18 protein-coding genes are annotated in these 18,133 nt (G+C 66.6%); 6 read left to right on the top strand and 12 right to left on the bottom strand.

Annotation, left to right across the window (positions count from 1 at the left end; all coding sequences use genetic code 11):
* Nucleotides 1–6: 6 nt before the first annotated feature.
* Complete coding sequence (locus AC5Y4T_RS05640) at nt 7–1,107, top strand: NAD-dependent epimerase/dehydratase family protein (RefSeq protein WP_499916234.1); 1,101 nt, start codon at nt 7–9, stop codon at nt 1,105–1,107.
* 19 nt (nt 1,108–1,126) lie between these two features.
* Here the strand turns inward: AC5Y4T_RS05640 and AC5Y4T_RS05635 are convergent, their stop codons facing one another.
* The gene (locus AC5Y4T_RS05635; RefSeq protein ID WP_499916232.1) at nt 1,127–2,098 is read right to left on the bottom strand and encodes an aldo/keto reductase; all 972 of its coding nucleotides are present in this window, start codon (nt 2,096–2,098) and stop codon (nt 1,127–1,129) included.
* Nucleotides 2,099–2,191: 93 nt separating this feature from the next.
* On the opposite strand from AC5Y4T_RS05635, the gene AC5Y4T_RS05630 reads away from it, so the two are divergent.
* Nucleotides 2,192–3,493, top strand: a complete 1,302-nt coding sequence (locus AC5Y4T_RS05630; RefSeq protein WP_499952385.1) for an acyltransferase family protein — start codon at nt 2,192–2,194, stop codon at nt 3,491–3,493.
* 11 nt (nt 3,494–3,504) lie between these two features.
* On the opposite strand, the gene AC5Y4T_RS05625 is transcribed toward AC5Y4T_RS05630, so the two are convergent.
* Nucleotides 3,505–4,149, bottom strand: coding sequence for a TetR/AcrR family transcriptional regulator (locus AC5Y4T_RS05625; protein WP_499916228.1), 645 nt, complete (start codon nt 4,147–4,149; stop codon nt 3,505–3,507).
* 98 nt (nt 4,150–4,247) lie between these two features.
* Here AC5Y4T_RS05625 and AC5Y4T_RS05620 point away from each other — a divergent pair, with 98 nt between their 5' ends.
* Genes AC5Y4T_RS05620 through mhpA form a run of 3 tightly spaced genes read left to right on the top strand, consistent with a single transcriptional unit; the run spans nt 4,248 to nt 7,842 of the window.
* On the top strand, nt 4,248–5,378 hold the full coding sequence (locus tag AC5Y4T_RS05620; RefSeq protein ID WP_499916226.1) for a VOC family protein: 1,131 nt from the start codon (nt 4,248–4,250) through the stop codon (nt 5,376–5,378).
* Nucleotides 5,375–6,313 (top strand): fumarylacetoacetate hydrolase family protein, encoded by a 939-nt coding sequence (locus tag AC5Y4T_RS05615; RefSeq protein ID WP_499916224.1) that lies wholly within the window; start codon nt 5,375–5,377, stop codon nt 6,311–6,313. The genes AC5Y4T_RS05620 and AC5Y4T_RS05615 overlap by 4 nt, the downstream gene beginning before the upstream one ends.
* Nucleotides 6,310–7,842 (top strand): bifunctional 3-(3-hydroxy-phenyl)propionate/3-hydroxycinnamic acid hydroxylase MhpA, encoded by a 1,533-nt coding sequence (gene mhpA, locus AC5Y4T_RS05610; protein ID WP_499916222.1) that lies wholly within the window; start codon nt 6,310–6,312, stop codon nt 7,840–7,842. Before AC5Y4T_RS05615 ends, mhpA begins: the two co-directional genes overlap by 4 nt.
* Here mhpA and AC5Y4T_RS05605 read toward each other — a convergent pair.
* The 9 genes from AC5Y4T_RS05605 to AC5Y4T_RS05565 form a co-directional block, all read right to left on the bottom strand.
* A complete protein-coding gene (locus tag AC5Y4T_RS05605) occupies nt 7,839–8,753 on the bottom strand; it encodes a formate/nitrite transporter family protein (protein ID WP_499916220.1) in 915 nt (304 codons plus the stop codon). The two genes, mhpA and AC5Y4T_RS05605, sit on opposite strands and share 4 nt — an antisense overlap.
* Nucleotides 8,750–9,019: a hypothetical protein gene (locus AC5Y4T_RS05600; RefSeq protein ID WP_499916218.1), complete on the bottom strand. Its 270-nt coding sequence runs from the start codon at nt 9,017–9,019 to the stop codon at nt 8,750–8,752. Before AC5Y4T_RS05600 ends, AC5Y4T_RS05605 begins: the two co-directional genes overlap by 4 nt.
* A complete protein-coding gene (locus AC5Y4T_RS05595) occupies nt 9,016–9,642 on the bottom strand; it encodes an RNA polymerase sigma factor (protein ID WP_499916216.1) in 627 nt (208 codons plus the stop codon). Before AC5Y4T_RS05595 ends, AC5Y4T_RS05600 begins: the two co-directional genes overlap by 4 nt.
* Before the next feature lie 10 nt (nt 9,643–9,652).
* Nucleotides 9,653–10,720 carry an acyl-CoA dehydrogenase family protein gene (locus AC5Y4T_RS05590; protein WP_499916214.1) on the bottom strand — a complete coding sequence of 356 codons (1,068 nt, stop codon included), beginning with the start codon at nt 10,718–10,720 and terminating at the stop codon, nt 9,653–9,655.
* Nucleotides 10,721–10,778: 58 nt separating this feature from the next.
* The gene (locus AC5Y4T_RS05585) at nt 10,779–11,303 is read right to left on the bottom strand and encodes an OsmC family protein (RefSeq protein ID WP_499916212.1); all 525 of its coding nucleotides are present in this window, start codon (nt 11,301–11,303) and stop codon (nt 10,779–10,781) included.
* A 163-nt stretch (nt 11,304–11,466) separates the two neighbouring features.
* A complete protein-coding gene (gene efeB, locus AC5Y4T_RS05580; RefSeq protein ID WP_499916210.1) occupies nt 11,467–12,783 on the bottom strand; it encodes an iron uptake transporter deferrochelatase/peroxidase subunit in 1,317 nt (438 codons plus the stop codon).
* A 2-nt stretch (nt 12,784–12,785) separates the two neighbouring features.
* The gene (gene efeO / locus AC5Y4T_RS05575) at nt 12,786–13,961 is read right to left on the bottom strand and encodes an iron uptake system protein EfeO (RefSeq protein ID WP_499916771.1); all 1,176 of its coding nucleotides are present in this window, start codon (nt 13,959–13,961) and stop codon (nt 12,786–12,788) included.
* Nucleotides 13,962–13,998: 37 nt separating this feature from the next.
* Nucleotides 13,999–15,609, bottom strand: a complete 1,611-nt coding sequence (gene efeU / locus AC5Y4T_RS05570; RefSeq protein WP_499952384.1) for an iron uptake transporter permease EfeU — start codon at nt 15,607–15,609, stop codon at nt 13,999–14,001.
* Between the two features lie 90 nt (nt 15,610–15,699).
* Entirely contained in the window at nt 15,700–16,533 is an 834-nt protein-coding gene (locus tag AC5Y4T_RS05565) for a DUF3097 domain-containing protein (protein WP_499916207.1), read from the bottom strand.
* A 217-nt stretch (nt 16,534–16,750) separates the two neighbouring features.
* On the opposite strand from AC5Y4T_RS05565, the gene AC5Y4T_RS05560 reads away from it, so the two are divergent.
* The gene (locus tag AC5Y4T_RS05560) at nt 16,751–17,038 is read left to right on the top strand and encodes a DUF3349 domain-containing protein (protein WP_499916205.1); all 288 of its coding nucleotides are present in this window, start codon (nt 16,751–16,753) and stop codon (nt 17,036–17,038) included.
* 23 nt (nt 17,039–17,061) lie between these two features.
* On the opposite strand, the gene AC5Y4T_RS05555 is transcribed toward AC5Y4T_RS05560, so the two are convergent.
* Nucleotides 17,062–18,132, bottom strand: a complete 1,071-nt coding sequence (locus tag AC5Y4T_RS05555) for an ABC transporter ATP-binding protein (RefSeq protein ID WP_499952383.1) — start codon at nt 18,130–18,132, stop codon at nt 17,062–17,064.
* Nucleotide 18,133 lies beyond the last annotated feature (1 nt).

Genomic DNA, 18,133 nt, shown 5'->3' with positions numbered 1-18,133 from the left:
GCGGCCATGACCGTCGACACCGTATTGGTCACCGGCGCATTTGGACAGGTCGGTAAGCGCTGCACGCAGATACTGCTGGAACGGGGACGAACCGTCGTCGCGATGGATCTGCGCAACGACAACACCGTCGCCGTCGAAAGGCAACTCTCCGGCGGTGGGCACCCGGGGACGTTGATTCCGGCGTACACCGATCTGTTGGATGCCGAGGCGGTGAGCGAGCTCATCGCCGCCCATCAGCCCGGGGCCATCGTCCACCTGGCCGCCATCGTGTCCCCGCCGTCATACCGCAACCCCGGACTGGCCCGGCGCGTCAACGTCGGTGGCACCGAGAACCTCTTGACGGCCTGCTCGGCGCTCCCCCACCCGCCGCTATTTCTTATCGCCTCCAGCGCGGCGGTGTACGGATCGCGCAACCCCTACCGTCAGCCCGAGCGGATCACGCCGGACACCCCGGTGAACCCCATCGATCAATACGGTCAGGACAAGGTGCTCGCCGAGGCGGCGATCCGGGGTAGTGGCTTGCCCTATGCGCTTTTTCGCCTCGCGGGGGTCATCTCGCCGGACACGCAGGCCAGTATCAACGGCGACTACCTCGTCCTGATGCGTTCGATGCCCAGCGACAATCGCATACACGCGGTGGACGCGCGCGACGTGGCGCTGGCGTTCGCCAACGGCGTCGATCGCGCGGCATCGATTTCCGGCAAGGTCGTGCTCATCGGCGGCAACGAAACGTACGTGCTGCTGCAGCACAACCTGCAGGACGACCTGATGAGCGCCGCCGGGCTGGGCCGGCTCGGCCCGTCGGCTGGCCTGCCCGGCGACCCGGCCGACGACCGCGGCTGGAGTTTCACCGGCTGGTACGACACGACCGAAGCGCAGGCGCTGCTGGACTTTCAAGAGCACGACTGGAATCAGACGCTGGAGTGGATCGCCGAATCGCAGGGCCGCGTGCGCATCGTGGTGCGGCTGCTTGCGCCACTGTTACGGCCGGCGCTGCGCGCCATTTTTTTCGTTCAGCGCCGGCTCGAGGGGCGCGGTCCCTACGCCGACCCGTGGTCGCTGATCGAAAAGAAATATGGCACAGCGGCTTTGGCCAGCGTCGACTAGCGCGTACCCGCACCAGCCGCTAGCGGTCGATCCAGGCCATTTGCGCCTCGGCGTGATGCCCTCCCACGGGAGGGGTGAGGCTGTCGAGCCTGGCGAGCTGGTCGGCCGTCAGTTCTACCGCGTCCGCACCGACGTTTTCTTCCAGGCGGGTGACGCGTTTGGTTCCCGGAATGGGCACGATGTCAGGACCTTTCGCCAGCAGCCAGGCCAAGGCGACCTGAGCCGGCGTGGCACCGACGTCCGAGCTGATGTCGCGGACCTCGTCCGCGCACCGCAGGTTGTGCTCGAAGTTGCCCTCGAAGAACCGCGGGTTCGTCTTGCGGTAGTCGGTGTCGGGCAACTCCTGTGCGGAGCGGATGGCCCCGGTGAGGAAGCCACGGCCCAAGGGCGAGTAGGCGACGAATCCGATGCCCAATTCGCGTAGCAGCGGCAGGATTTCGTCTTCCTGATCGCGCGTCCACAGCGAGTACTCGGATTGGACCGCCGTGATGGGGTGTACGGCGTGGGCGCGACGAATGGTGTCCACGCCGACTTCGGACAGACCGACGTGCCGGATTTTCCCGGCGGCGACCAGCTCGGCCAGCGCGCCGATCGTGTCTTCGATCGGGGTCTGGCGGTCGAGTCGGTGTTGGTAGTACAGGTCGATGTGATCGGTCGCCAACCGTTGCAGCGAACCGTCCACGGCGATCCGAATGTTGGCGGGGCTGCTGTCGAGACCCTCGCGGCCAGTGTGCGAGATCAGGCCGAATTTTGTTGCCAGGACCACTTGATCGCGTCGGCCCTGCAACGCACGGGCCAGAAGTTCCTCGTTGACGTACGGGCCGTACACCTCGGCGGTGTCGATCAGCGTGACACCCACGTCGATGGCGCGATGAACGGTGCGGATCGATTCCGCATCGTCACTGCCAGCACCGGCATAGGCCACCGACATCCCCATCGCACCCAGCCCGAGGCGACCGACCTGTAGCTCGCCGAGTTGTGCCTGTTTCATGGGGATGTCTCCTGTCCTACGGTTGAGCGAGACCCCGCTGAGTGCTGAACGGTAGCGTGGCGCTGTGTACCGCGTCGAGCTTCCCCCGAACTGATGGACCGCGCAAACAACCCGCAACGCAATCTGGCGGTCGACTACTACCGGGTATCGGGTGTGGTGCTGATCGTGCTGGGCCACTGGCTGGCCGGATCGGTGACCTATCGCGACGGACAGTTCGGCCGGCAGAACCCGCTCGTCGACCTGCCCTGGACCCAATGGCTGACCTGGCCCTTCCAGGCCGTCCCGGCGTTCTTCCTGGTTGCCGGCTACGCCGCGGCCGTGTCCTGGACCCATCACCACGACACCGGCGGAGTTTCGCGTCGAACCTGGGTGCAGCGTCGGGTGGCCCGGGTACTTGGGCCAACGGCGGTCTACGCCGGGCTGGTGTCGGTGGCCGTGGTGGTCCTGGCTGCCTGCGGTGTGGCCGGCTCGATCCTCGAGTACGCAGGCTGGGCGGTCGCGATGCACCTCTGGTTCCTGGCGGTGTATCTGGTGGTCGTGTCGATGACGCCGATTGCTGTTGCCGCACAACGCCGTTGGGGGCTGCTGGTGCCGCTTGTCCTGGCGCTGGCGGTCGCGGTGGTAGATGCCGCCCGGCTCGCCGGGCACGTGCCCTACCTCAACTGGGTGAATTATCTGTTGGGTTGGGGCACTCTGTATCAGCTCGGAATCGCTTGGCACGGGCGGTCATTGGGCGGCCACAGGCCTTGGCTGCTGGCCGGCGTTTGTGCGGTAGCGCTGGCGGTGCTGGTTTGGCTGAACATTTATCCGGTCAGCATGATCGGAGTTCCCGGACAGACCATCGACAACACGACGCCACCGACCGTGGCCCTGTTGGCGTTCGGCTGTGCGCAAGCCGGAATCGCCATAGCAGTGGCCCCCGCGCTCAACCGTGCGCTGCGCGCCGTGCGCGTCGAGCGCGCACTGTCCATCGCCAACAACAACATCATGGCTCTTTACTTGTGGCACATGATTCCCGTCGTGATCGTGGCGATCGTCGGCTACCCGGCCGGGCTCTTGCCGCAGCCGCCCGAAGGGAGCGCGGAGTGGTGGCTGGCCCGGCTGGAATGGGTGGCCGTCCTCGGCGTCGTGACCGCGGTGGAAATAGCGCTGCTGTTCTGGGCGCGAAGACTTTTCGCTGCCCCCCTGCCCCTGCTCGGCGTCCCGCTCACGGAGCGCTGGGCGGAAACCGCGATGCTCGCCGGCGCCGCGATGGCGGCTTATGCTCTGTCGCTGATCGCCGCCGAGGGCTTCGCCCCCGACGGGCGATTTCCGTGGCTGACCGCAGCGATCTTCGCCGCCGGAGCGCTGCTGGCCGCGTTTCGCCCCGCTCGGCAGCACGCGGAAAGGGTGTAACGCTGCCCCGCCTAGTCAAAGGCGCTGTCGGGCAACGGACGGCGGCATATCGCGCCCGCCTCGGCGGCGCTGAGCCCAAACAACCGCAGAACGCTCTCGGTGACCGTGTCGGCGGCATGCGCGTCGTCGCGGTCCGGGTGATCCCGCAATAGGTTGCCCAGCCCCAGCAGCGCGCCCCCGGCCATGGCGAGGGCAAGTTCAGGGTCTTCCACCGTGAACCTGCCGGCCTCGACACCGGCCTTGATGTCGCGCAATGCGCGCGGTGCCAGACCGTTGGGCGACGACAACAGCGCCAGCCCGTTCGCAAGCAGAATCTGGCTCTCCCGCGGGCGGCGCCGGAACAGCCGGCCGGTCAGCCGGAAGCTGGTGGCGAACGTCTCCGCCGGGTCCTCGATCGATTCGGTGAGCCTGTCCAGCATCGCCCCATACGCGTCGAGTACGTCGGCGACGGCCGCATCGAACAGTTGCTCCTTGCTGTCGAAGTGGTTGTAGAAAGAACCCATCCCGACGTCGGCCGCTTGGGTGATCTCCAGGACGGGCACGTTGACCTTGCCCTCGGCGATCAGCCGCTGTGCGGCGCCAATCAGAGCAGCTCGGGTGCGCCGTTTGCGCCGCTCCAAGCGGTTGGGCGTCTGACTATCGGGCATCGCGCTCATCTTCAGCAGTATGCATCAGTTATGAGGATTCCGTCAGAAAGCTTGACTGAACGTTGACTCGCATGTGACGATTTCGTCAGTTAGTGACGGAGATGGCCATGGACATGACTAAGGGCGCCCAGCGGGACGGACACAGTCCGCACGGCGCGCTACCCGGCGAGCACACCGGCCGATCACGCAATCCGGTGATCAAGGTCGTCGATCTCGCCTGGCTGGAGTTTGAGCGACCGGACCTGACGCGCGCCGAGGCGTTCGCGCGGGCCTTCGGATTTCAGACGGCCCGCAAAGGTCCGGATGAAGTGCGGTTGCGCGGCACCCTGCCCGGCGGACCGTGCGTTATCCTGCGCCGCGGGCCGAGGCGACGATTCGCCGGTGCGGCGTTCCGGGCGTGCGACGAGGCGGACGTGCTGAGGTTGGCCGGTGCGCAAGGCGCGCCGACGCGCCCGCTGCCCGATGGCCTCGGCGGCCTCTCGGTCGAGCTGGTCGACCCCAGTCGCATGCCGGTACGCGTGGTCGCCGGTATGACCGAATTACCGGAACTTCCGGCGCAGCAACCGCTTCCGCTCAATTTCGGAGCCGACCCGCGGCGCATCAACGAAACCCAGCGTCCTCGGCGCGCGCCCGCGCGTGTGCAGCGGCTGGGACATCTGGTCATGCAGTCGACGAAGTACGTCGAAACGCTGAACTGGTACCTGGACAACCTGGGGATGATCGTCAGCGATTTCTTGTACTTTCCCGGCCAGCGCGACCGAGGACCGGCGATGAGTTTCATCCGCTGCGATCGCGGCCTGACCCCGACCGACCACCACACGCTAGCGCTCGCACTGGGTCCGGCCAACCGCTACGTCCACTCGGCGTATCAGGTCAGTGACCTCGACGCCCTGGCCGCCGGCGGCGAATACCTGCGCGAGCGTGGCTATTTCCGCTCCTGGGGAATCGGCAGACACATTCAGGGCAGCCAGATTTTCGACTACTGGCGCGATCCCGACGGGTACTTGTTCGAGCACTTCGCCGACGGCGACCTGTTCGACAACACGCTCGAACCGGGATGGGCGCCGTTCACCGCATCCGGATTGGCCCAATGGGGACCACCGGCGAGCAGGGACTTCCTCGGCACCGACCTCAAATCCGCCCGCCATGAACTGTTTTCGATCACTACCGCCCTGCGCAGACATAACGAATTCGATATCGGCCGCCTAGCCGGACTACTGAAAGTGCCTACCTCATGACTGTTTCCGTCCTGCACACCGCCGACGCCTGGTGGCTCAAAACCGCGCGGGGCGCCGCGAAGATCGACACCGCCGCCACCAGCACCGCGGAACTGCTGGCCGACCGGGCCGCCATTGAAGCGGCCGCCGACAATACCGACACCGTGGAACTGGACGGTTTGCGATTCGTCTCGCCGGTGACCAGGCCTTGCCGGGTGATAGCCCAGATGACCAACTTCGAATCGCACGTCAAAGACGCCGGTATGGACCCGTCGTCGGTGCCACTGACGTTCTTCCGCAAGGCGTCGGCATCGATCAACGGCCCGTTCGACGACATCGTCAAACCGCCACACGTCAAACTCCTCGACTACGAGGTGGAGATCGGTCTGGTCATCGGGAGCACGATCCCGGTCGGCACCAGTATTTCCGAAGCGAACCTCGGCGACCTCATCGCCGGGCTGGTCGTCACCAACGACGTCTCGGCGCGCGACGTCCAGCTTCCCCAAACCCAGTTCTACGAGGCCAAGTCCTATCCGACGTTCACCCCGGTCGGCCCGGAGCTGGTGCTGCTCAACGCGGACGAACTCAAGCGGTTCGGCGATCTGCGGCTGCGGTTGAGCGTCAACGGCGACGAGCGCCAGAACGCGCTCGTCGATCGCGACATGCTCTATCGTCCGCTGCAGGCGCTGCAGTCACTCACCCAATTCCAGGAACTCGCGCCCGGCGATTTGGTGCTCACCGGAACCCCGGCCGGCACCGCCTTGAGCGCTCCGCCGAAGCCGCTGCAGGTCATCGGAAACCTGTTGCCCCCCACCCTGAAATGGAAGGTCTTCTTCTCGCGCCAGGCCGACAACACGAACTACCTGCAAGACGGCGACATCGTCGAGGCGTCGATCGGCACCGACGACGGCGCCATCGATCTCGGAACACAGCGCGCCACAGTGCGATTCTCGTGAATAGCGAGGGCATTCCACGTCGTTCGGTTGTCGTAGTCGGCGCCGGACCGACCGGCATCACCGCCGCCACCCTGCTGGCGCAATACGACGTGGATTGCCTGGTGCTCGACCGCTGGTCCGCCGTGTACCGCCAGCCACGCGCCGTGCACCTCGACGACGAGATCTACCGCATCATCGCCCGCATGGGCATCGCCGACGAGTTCGCGTCGATCTCCAGGCCCACGCTGGGTTTGCGATTGCTGGGCGCCGATTTCGGGGTCCTCGCCCAGTTCGACCGAGGCCAGACGCGCGACGCGAACGGCTTTCCGCAGGCCAACATGTTTGACCAGCCGGAGCTGGAGACGCTGCTGCGCTCCAACCTCAAGCGCTACCCCACCGCACAATTGCGCGGGAACGCCGAGGTCACCGAAATCACCAACGGCGCCGAGAGCGCCCGCGTCACGTTCACCGACCGCTCCGACGGCCACGCCCACCACGTAGACGCTGATTATGTCCTGGGATGCGACGGCGCCAACAGCATAGTGCGCGCCCACATCGGTTCCGCGATGCGGGACTTGAACTTTCAGCAACGCTGGCTGGTCGTCGACGTCGCCACCGATGCCGCCCTGAGCCAGTGGGACGGCGTCCACCAGGTATGCCACCCGGTGCGTGCCGGAACCTACATGCGCATCGGAGAAGCCCGCTACCGATGGGAATTCCAGCTGTTGGCCGGCGAAACCACCGAGGACTTCGGCACGTTGGCCGCACTGCGACCGTTGATCGGGCCCTGGGTGGGAACGGTCGCCGACAGCGAGCTGACCCTGCTGCGCGTCGCCGAGTACACCTTCCGCGCTCAGATCGCCGACCGATGGCGACGCGGCAGCGTGTTTATTCTCGGCGACGCGGCACACCTGACTCCCCCGTTCATCGGCCAGGGCATGGGGGCAGGGATTCGGGACGCAGCCAACTTGGCGTGGAAGATCGCCGCGGTCCATCGCGGGGCCATGGCGAAGGGTGTACTGGACAGCTACGAACAGGAACGCGCGCCGCATACCCGGCAGATGATCCGGCTGGCGCTGGGTGTCGGACGGGCCATGACCGGCGGCGGCCGCGCGGGCGATGCCGCACGTAGGTTGGTGCTGCCGCGGCTGCGCTTCCTCCCCGGTCTGCGCCGCAGGATCGTCGACTCCACCACGCCGGCACTGCATTCGTCTGCGCTCGTGCGCAATTCGCGACTGCCGCGCCGGCTCGGCGGGAGGCTCTGCCCGAATCCCACGCTGCGTGATGGTCAACGCCTCGATAATGTGCTCGGCACTGGCTTCGCACTGATCACGACGGTTCGCCCGACGGCCACCGACGAAGCAGCCCTGCGGCGCCGCGGTGTCGTCGTCCTGATCCCCCAACCCGACGATGCCCTGGCGACGTGGTTGCGTCGGGGACGCGCCAACGCCGCTGTCGTGCGCCCCGACCGGACCGTCGGCCGGGCCGGACGCGACGTCGCGGCGCTGTGCGCCTGGACGACCGGAATACTGCGTGAGCCCCCCGCCTAGACCTTGCGCCGCTGCAGTTGCGCGATGATCCAGAACGGCAACGCCACGAATACCGTGCCACCGACAAGGTTTCCCACGGAGGTGATGCCGATGTTGGTGAGCAGCCCGTGCTGGCCGAAGCCCCAGCCGATCGCGCCGCGCGGCGCCACCGGGTGGAAGAGGTTGAGCAGCAAGGGAAGCCCCAGAAATCCGACATTGGCGATCACGTGCTGGGTGCCCCCGATGACGAACGCGAACGGTCCGTAGAACGCGAACGCCATCCGTGCTACGTCGCTGCGGGCCTTGAAGAACATGCACATCGAGGTCTGCAGGAACCACGTGCACACCACGGCCAGCAGCAGTGCCGTCCAGAAGGGCTGGCCGGCCTTCAGCGTGCCGACGGCGGCCGCTCGCTCGGCGAACGCGCCGAGGTAAGGCCCGCCCGCCGCAGCGCACACCGTGACGAACACCAGCGCGCCGACGATGTTGCCGATGAGTCCGACGGTCACCAACGCGACATAGCCGCGCAGGCTCAGCGTGCGCTTGAGCACGGCGAGAAAGCCCGCGGCCATGTCCGCGGTGATCAAAGACATGCCCGACACCAGGATCAAGACGAAGGACATGCCGAAGGCCAAGCCCATCAAAAGGCTTGCCACACCGGGTGTTTTGACCCCGGTGCTCACCACCAGGGCCAGTAGCGCGCCGAAGGCCACCATCACACCGCCTACCAGGGATCGCATCAGGAATGCCCACGGATGCGCGGCCTTTTCCACTGCCATGGCCGCTACCCGATCCACCATGGCGCCCACCGACAGTGGTTCGAACGGATCCTCGGGCACGGCGCCGGCCCTGACGCAAGAGGGCAACACGGTCACGTTGTCCGCAACCACAGCATCGCTTCGAAGCTGCGGCGCTTCAGCGTTGATCGTCATCGTGGTTCGTCCTTCCTCATGGTGTTGATCGCGTTGATGACACCCGCAACGTCGTCCTCGCTGAGCTGCTGACCGTCGAAGACGTGGCTGAGCAGGAGCTTGAGGTCGAGCATCTGTTGCAGATAGACCAGACACGGCGGGCATTCGTCGAGGTGCTTGGCCACGATCGGTCCCCACTGCTGCGGGTCGGAGTCGACGAGATCGTCGACGAGGCGGACGAAGTCGACGCAATCGATGGCGGGGACTGCGTTGTCATGAACGGTCATCGTTGATACCGCTTTTCCAATTCTGTTCTGAGGTTTCCCCTGGCGCGGTAGAGCAGTGCCCGCTGCGCCTCGGCGGACAGTTCGAGAAGCTCGGCCGCCTCGTCGGCCGATGTTCCGACGATGTCGCGCAGGATGACCAGTTGCCGTTGGCGTTCGGGCAACGCGTCCAGCGCCGACCGCACGTAGCCGAGCAGTTCGCTTTCGACCGTCTGGTCTTCGGGGAGAAATCGACGCGACGGCGGGAGGCTCCAGTGGCCTGCGTCGGGGTGACCGACGGGGTGCATGCGACCCGACAGCGGGCCGTCGCCTTCGGCGTCGGCGGCCAGCACCTCGTGGTGGCGGATCCGCGATTCCCGGCGCCGGTGCCGGGAGGCGGTGTGTTTGACGATGCCGAACAGCCAGGTGCTCACCGACGAGCGCCCCTGAAACGAATCCGAGGACTGCAGCACCTGTACCCACGCCTCTTGCACGGCTTCTTCGGCGACCGTCGCCGAATCCACCATGGTGCGAGCGAATTTCACCATCGGCGCGTGAAAGTCACGCACCAAGCTGGCCAGCGGAACCCCGCCGACCAGGTATTCGGATTCGGTGCCCTCCGGCGGCACCGCCACCGGCGTCACCATCGATCCGCGCTCAGACGCATCTGGCCAGTTCCCAGCGCAGCTGCCCTTCGGACGGCGACTGGACGGGGATGAACGCCGCCTCTCGATAGCGCCGGCTTGCCGGTGTTCGGCTCGCATACCCTTTTCCGCCTGCGGTCCGCACCTCCAAGTCGGCGCTGGCGCTTGACAACTCGGCGGCGGTGAGGCGCAGCGACAGCAACGCCTCCTTGGTCGGCGGCTCGGCTCCTCCGACGGCCGCGGCCAGGTTCACCAGTGTGGCCTCGGCGGCAACCAGCCGGTCCGCGACCCGGTCGACGTCGTCGGCGAACACGGCGTTGACGCCGCCGAGCCCCTCGCGAGCCTGGTCCAGGGCCGTCCGGGCCAGTCCCAGGCACATCGCCGACTGCAGGACAAGGAATGTCGGGCGCACCGACTGCAGGAAGCCCTCGAAGTCGCGCGACAGCACCTGCCCGGCAGGAACGTGCGCGTCATCCAGGTTCAGGTAGGACGAGGCGGTGCTTGCCATGGCCAGCAGATCGAAATGCTCACCCACGTTCACCCCGGGCGTGTTCAGCGGCAGCGCGACGATCAGCTTCTCGCCGGTATCGGTGCGCACAGCGGTCACCATCGTGGAGTCGGGATACAGGTTGCTGGCCCACCTGATCGGACCGGACACCCGGTAACCGCCGGGCACGGATGTGGCCGTCAACTCCACGCTGCCGCAGCCCGCCGCCTCCTTGAACGCCGCGGCCATGCCGGTGACGCCCGGCACCGCTCCCGCTAGGAGCGGCTCGACCGCTGCGCTGCTGAATCCGGTTGCGGCGGTGAGCAGATACTCGACCGTCATGCGATGCGCCCACAACGAGAACCCCGTGCTCATGCAGGCTCCGGAAATCGATCGGATCACCTCGGCCATCACTGGGAGCCGGCCGTCGACGTTGCCCGGGGCGCCAATGCCCAGTAGGCCCGCCTTTCCCAGGGCGGCGAAGCTGCGACGGGAGTGGCCCTCGCCGCGGTCCAACGCCGCGGCGTGACCCCGAATGTCCTCCAGCAGTTCGACCTCCACCTGGCCGGCCACTGCGTCCGTGGTCGTCGTCATCTCGCCGCCTTCGTGTTGGTCGGTCTTCGTGCTCCGGTTCGGTTTTGCGCTACGGTGCTCATTCGGTGACCAGAGTGGAGTCGACGGTCACCGGGTTGCGAAACGTGTTCACCACCGGCGACCAGGCGATGGCGTTGTCGTGGATCTCCTTGAGCGTGGCTTCGTCGGCGTCGCCGGCCAGGCTCACCGTGCAGCGAACGGCGCTGAACCCCAGGTACTTGCCCTCCGGGGTGTCCCCGACGCCCCACACCGCGGAAATGTCGATGTCGCCCTGCATCTCGACCTCGATCTTGGTCAGCGTCACGCCGCGATGCGTCGCGTTGGCCAGCAGACCCACCGAGACGCACGAACCCAGCGCAGCCAACGCGGTCTCTGAGGGATTGGGCGCCGAGTCGTCGCCCAGCAGCGCGGGCGGCTCGCCCACCAGCATCGGCGCCAGATCCCGGACGTAGGTCAGGTTGCGGAAGCCCGTGTGGCACACGGTCTTCGCTTTGAGCGTCTTCCTGCCCGTTTCGGGCTGGCTCTTGGCGTTACACGACAGCCGGTCCAGGCCTTCGGCGTCGATGACGAGCGCGTCGGTCATGTGACTTCTCCGTTTCTCGCTGATTGTGCGGGTTCACGGAGTTAGTGCGCGCCGGGCGGCGATGCGTGACGGCGGGTGCGCTTGATTCACCGGTCCGACACAAGACTTCACGGGCGCGAAACGCGGCGCCCCAGCCGGACCGCTGCCCGGCGACGAGATTTGCTCAGCTGAACAGGCTCTGAGCGATGTAGTGGCCTTCAGCGGGCGCCGGCGGCACCGCGAAGATAGCTGATCCGATGTGCCGGATGTATTCGTTGAGCAGGTCGTGGGCGCCCAGGCGGTTCTGCAGACGAATAAAATCTTGGGGATCTTTTTGATACGAGACGAAAAGCAGACCGGCGTTGAGTTGGCCGTTGGCGTCCAGGCCGTCGGTGTAGTTATACGACCGTCGGCGGATCATGATGCCGTCATTGTTTTCCCGGGCGGCAAGGCCGACGTGCGACTTCGGATCGATGAGCGGGTCGCCGTCGGCGCCTTTGGCCGCGAAGTCCGGCGTATCGAATTCGTGCTTGCCGCTCAGCGGCGCCCCTTCCTCTTTGGTACGCCCGAAGATCTTTTGCTGATTGCCGATCCGGTCGACATCCCACGTCTCCATCAACATCCGGATCTTGCGGACGACTTGGTAAGTCCCCCCGTTCATCCAGGGCTGGTCGCCGTTGGTGACCCAGACATACTTTTCGTACTCCGCATCGGTGGCGATATTGCGGGTTCCGTCCTTGAATCCCAACAGGTTTCGTGGCGTGTGCTGGCCCGGGCCGGCGGAGGCCCGGCCGAACCCGAGCACCGCCCAGAACGGCGAGACGATGTTGCGGCCGAGGCGGGCCAGGTTGCGCACCGCGTGGTAGCACACCTGGGGATCGTCGGCGCACGCCTGCACGGACAGGTCGCCACCATGCAAACGCGGATCCAAATTGTCCCCATTCAGCGGCGGCAGGTCGGTGAATACGGCCGGTCGCCGGGCCGCCAGCCCGAAGCGATCGCCGAACAGCGACGGGCCCAGCCCGATCGTGACGGTGAGGCTGGCGGGGCTCAACCCGTACGCCTCCCCGGTGTCGGCGGGAGGCTGCACCTCGACCTGGGGTTGCACCGTCCCGACCGGCTTACCCTGCTGCAGGATCGCGGCGGCGGCCGACCAGCGCGCCAAGAGCGTCTGCAGCTCGGTCCGGCCCGCTCCGCCGGCCAGCGAGAACGACATGAACATGGCGTAACGCTGTGGGGGCGTTTCGATTCCGCCCTGGTGGGGCTGCCCGTAGAAGGGGTAACTGCGGCGCAGATCGACGGTGTCGTCGTCGTCGCCACGTTGTTCCGCGGCCATGGCGTGACCGGCGAACCCGCCGCCGATGGCACCGATGGCGGCGCCGCCGAGGCCGGCCAGCATGGCACCGCCCAGCGCGCGCCGGCGCGACACCGCTGTGGAGTCCGCCGGTGCCCCAGCGTCTTTCGGGTCGCCGTCGGAGGGTTTGGTGATGTCGTCGGTCATGATCAGCCTGCCGTGACGACTTTTTGGGCGACGGTGGACAGGCTCTGGTGCAGCGGCTGGATCACCGCGGTCAACTTGGGAGCGTCGCTGGCCTTCAGCGCCGGGGTATAGGTCTTGTAGCCGCCGAGCGCGGCTGGGTCGCGATACCCGTCCAAGGTGGCGAGCACGGTCTGGAACTGCTGATCGATCTGGTGAACCAGGTTGGCGTCGATCTTCTCCAGGCCCGGCCGTAACGAGGCGTACGCCTGCTGGGCGCCTTCGACGTTGCCCGAGAAGTCCACCAAGTCAATGTGACTGAAGGCCTCTTCCTCTCCGGTGATCTTGGTGTTCTGGATCTCTTCGATCAGGTCGCTGGCACCGTTGGCCAGGTCTTCGGGTTTGTACTGCAGGCTCGCCACAATGCCGTTCAATTTGCCGACGTTGCCGACCAATTCGGTGCTGAGCGCCTTCGTTCCGGGCGTGATAGCGCCGCCCTGCCACAGATCGCGCTCGACGGCGTGAAAGCCTTTCCAGCCAACCTTGGCGTCGACCGGCGTCGACTCACGCATGTCGATCAGATAATCCAGGTTGCCGGCGTTGTCGCCGACCGCGAAGCCCGGCAGCACGAAACCCTCCACCGTGGATTCCGAACGCTCCCAGAACAACCGGGCCTTGGCGTAGGCCGCCTTCGCCGCGTCGACGTTGCCCGACTGCACGGCGGCATCGAGCGCCTTCACGCCGTCGTTGAGCTGGCCGATCTGGTTGACGATGTAGGCCGCGTAATCCTTGGTGCCCTGCCCGAGGACGCTGGCCACGGTGCCCGTCGGCGTCGCCGGCGCTTTGCCCGACACCGTCAGGGTCTGGTATTCGGTGCTCGCCCCCGGGCAGTACAGCTGGTAGGCGCCGCCGTCCAGCGAGACCGTGAACGACACCGGGTCCAGGCCGGGTGCAAGGTTCTCCTTCTCGCCCACAATGCGCTGGTCCCTGAGCAATTCGACCTCGTTGATTCCGGGTGCGTTCGTGTTGGCGACGGTGAAGGTCACCGGCCCGGCGGGCACGCTGGTAGTGTCCAGCGTGCAGCCGTCCTGACCACCGTTGTTCGCCATCGTGACCTTGACCGCGTTGGTAGCCCCCGGCTTCGCCGGCTGGGCATGACTCGAGTTGTCGCCCAAGTGGCTGCATGCGGTCACCGGCAACACCGCCACCGCAACAAGAGCCGTTGCAGTCAACCAGTATTCACGAGACCGGGACGCTGCCCAGGCGATGCGACTCACCATCAACCGATTTCCTCTCATAATCTTGCCGGCGGTCCGCGCGCAGCGAGGCTACCGCCGCCAGTGCGCAAGCCAACGCAAAACCCGCCAATACCAGTGGAAGCCACACATTCCAGAGCTGCCGCTCGCCGTGACGACGCTCGCTGGCCACGATCTCGGCGAGTGTCGAGTGGTCTTCGGCAGCGGACGTGGACCAGTCGGTCGCCAGCCCGCCAAGGCTGACGGTTTTGGCGCCCGTCAACCCTCCGCCGGTCAACAGCGCCGTGCGGTTGCTCGTCGCGTGCGCACTGACCACGGAATCGCCTCGCGCGAACACGGTATAGACCGTGGTCGTCGACCACTGACCCTGAAACGGCCCCGGGGTGCGTCCCGCCGCGAGGCCGACCGGCAGCCGGCCCCCCGTCATGGTCAGCAACTGATCCAGCGTGACTTCCGGCGCACCGTCGGCCCCGGCGGCCTCGGAAACCTGCCATACCTGTACCGGCACGCCGTCCACCGTCTGGTCGTCTGCCGGGACGAGCACGATGTTGTGGACGGTCGAGGTGCCCTGGGGGACGACGCTCAGCTCGCGGCCGTGCGGTCCCGTGACTATCGACACCGCGGCGGCGTGGCCGGAGCGGTCGGTGACGGTGCGCGCCCCCGGCGTCGGCGGCGAGGCGGCGGCCGGCGTCATGATCACCAGCACCGCCCCGACCACGAGTAGCACCGCCGACGTCGCCGCCAACAGCCGGGCGCGGGCTCGCGGCGCGGCCGCGAGCCGGGTGGGCCAGAGGAAAACGACCAGAACGGGCACGGCATACAGCAGCCAGCCCAGCACCTCGATGAGCCGTGGGTCGGCGGGGATGCCGAACACCCCGGTCGTCGCCGCACCCAGCACCGAATTGCTGGGTATCAAGCCGGACAGGTCTAGCACCTGTTGCTGGCCGATGCTCACCCAACCGGCCTCGTGCGCGGTGCGCAGCGCGCCGAGCACCAGCCCGGCGGCGATCAGCACCAGAAACACCCCGGTGACCCGGAAGAATCGGCCGAGGTTGATCCGCAAGCCGCCGTAATACAGGCCCACGCCGAGCCCGACCGAGGTCAGGATGCCCACGGCGCCGCCCAGCACGGCGAACCACCGATTGCCATGCGACGTCTCGGCGGCGGCCAGCAAGAACACCGACGTCTCGAAGCCCTCCTTGAGGACGGCAAGGAACGCCATCGCAGCCAGGGCGAACGCGCCACCGCGGTTGACCGCCTGACGGGCCTCGCGCTCGAGTTCCCCCTTGAGCTGCGCGGCGTTGCCGTTCATCCAGATGATCATCGACGTCACGAACACCACCGCGATGGCGTTGATGACGGTTTCCATCATCTCTTGCTGGGCCTGCGGCAGGCTGGCGGCGAACAGGTCGAGGCCGACGCCCACGCCGACGCTCAGCAGCACCGCCACGGCGACACCGGCAAACATCGGCCGGACCGTCGAGCCGTTCCGCTTGAGGAAGGCAGCGACGATGCTCACGATGAGCGACGCCTCTAGGCCTTCACGAAGACCGATGAGGAATGTGCCGATGAATACGCCGAATATGCCCTGCATACGCCCTGTTTCCGTCCCGCCGGTCGGGACATCGGCCAGCGTAGCCTAACTAACCCGACGGGCTTCAGCCCTGGTCCGCCGGCCGCGGTATCAGGCGACCGGCGCCGTGACGAAGTCGATGAGTTCTTCGACCCGGCTGATCAGTGCCGGCTCGAGATCGTTCCAGTCGCGCACCCGCGAACGGATGTGCCGCCAGGCCCTGGCGATGTCCGCCTGACCGTTGTGCGGCAGACCGAGCGCCTGGCACACGCCGTGCTTCCACTCCACCTGCCGCGGCACAGTGGGCCAGGCGTCCAGACCCAGCCGCTGCGGTTTCACGGCCTGCCAGATATCGACGTAGGGATGACCGACGACCAGGGTGTCGGTGCCGCCCGGGCCCCGCCGCACCGCATCGGCGATGCGCGCCTCCTTGGAACCCGCGACAAGGTGATCGACGAGTACCCCCAGCCGGCGCCCCGGCCCCGGGGCGAACTCGGCGACGATCTCCTCCAGGTCGTCGACGCCACCGAGTTGCTCGACGACGACGCCTTCGATTCGCAAGTCCTCACCCCACACCTGCGCGATGAGCTCGGCGTCGTGGCGACCTTCAACGTAGATGCGGCTGGCCCGGGCGACGCGCGCGCGGACACCGGACACGGCGACCGAACCCGAAGCGGTCCTGCCCGCGGCGGTCGGTCCCGGCCGGCGCGGCTCGGTGAGGATGACGGGCCGCCCCTCAAGCAAATACCCAGGGCCCAAAGGGAACCCACGCACGTGACCACGCCGGTCTTCGAGGTCCACTCGCCCGTATTCGACCCGCACCACCGCGCCGACGTATCCCGTCGCCACGTCCTCGACCACCAGGCCCGGTTCGGCAGGATGCTCGGTCGAGCGAGGCTTACGTCGTCCCGCGGCGAGGACATCGGTTCCATAGCGATCCACCACGCGGCAATACTAGAAAGCCTTGCGGCCAAAGACCGTTACGGCGCGCCACGTTCGGCGAATCGTCACCGAAGTCACTCTCGATGCGCCAATTTCCCCGGCCATAAAAAATGCGTTTAACTGTGTGGCGTTACTCAGCTGATGACATTGCCGATGGTACGTTGCTACAAGCAAGCACTGCCGCTCACGCGCAACTTGCGGCGGTTAGCGAGGTGGACACATGGACCTGTCCCATTGGGTGACGAGCATCGTGGCTTTCGTGCGGGCCGGCTATCCCTCGGGCATGCCGGCCGCCCGGCATGTGCCATTGGTGGCGTTGACGCGCCGACGGGTCTGCGGTGACGACATCACCACCATCGCAAGGGATCTCATCGCGCGCCGGCTCTGGCCCATAAGCTCCATCGACATCGGCGTGGAGATCACCCGCATCACCAACCAGCTGCCCTCCCCCGACGACGTCGCGCGCGTCCAGCGTCGCGTTCATGCACTCCGCTGCTCCCGCGGGTAGGTACCTCGACCCAACCCAGTGGATCAACGGATTCGGCGGCCATCCACACCGAAGAAGTGCAGGTGCCCGGGCTCCGGGTGCAGACGCACCCTGCTGCCCTTCTGTGGTGGGTTGCGTCCGTCGACCCGCGCGACGATAGGCGCATCGATTACCTTGCCGGACCCGGTGATTCGCCCATACAGGTAGGCATCCGCCCCCAGTTCCTCCACCACGTCGACCTCCATCTCGACGCCGAGACCACCCAGCTCGAAATGTTCGGGACGAACCCCGACCACGACCTCGCCTGCGGCGCTGGCGATGTCCCGGGGCAGGGTTATGGGCCAATCGCCCAACGCCACAGTGGAATCCACGATGGGAAGGGTGAACAGGTTCATTGCCGGCGATCCGATGAAACCCGCCACGAAGACGTTGTCCGGGTTTCGGTAGAGCTCGCGGGGTGGTGCGAACTGCTGCAGCACGCCGTCGCGCAGGACGGCTACACGATCGCCCATGGTCATGGCCTCGACCTGGTCGTGGGTGACGTAGACGGTGGTAGTGCCCAACCGCCGTTGCAATGCGGCGATCTGGTTACGGGTCTGCACCCGGAGTTTGGCGTCGAGGTTGGACAGCGGTTCGTCCATCAGGAACACCCGGGGCCGGCGGACGATCGCGCGGCCCATCGCCACTCGCTGGCGTTGGCCGCCGGACAGGTCCTTCGGCTTGCGATCCAGATAGGGTTGCAGGTCAAGCAATTTCGCCGCGTCCAGCACCCGCTGACGAATCTCGCCCTTCGGCGTCTTAGCGATCTTCATGGCAAAGCCCATGTTCTGGGCCACCGTCATGTGTGGGTAGAGGGCATAGTTCTGAAAAACCATCGCAACGTCGCGATCCTTGGGATCGACGTTGGTGACGTCTCGCCCGCCGATCCGGATATGCCCGGAGTCCACGGCTTCCAGCCCGGCCACCATTCGCAGCGACGTCGTCTTGCCGCACCCGGACGGCCCTACCAGGACGACGAATTCGCCGTCGTCGACGACGAGGTCGAGGTTGTCCAGGGCGGGCCGGTCCGCTCCCGGGTAGCGCCGGGTCGCTTGCTCGAATGTCACCGAGGCCATG

The sequence above is a fragment of the Mycobacterium sp. NGS11 genome, assembly GCF_059813315.1.
Note: the sequence above shows the minus strand (reverse complement) of the source record. Positions and strands in the feature narration are given on the sequence as shown.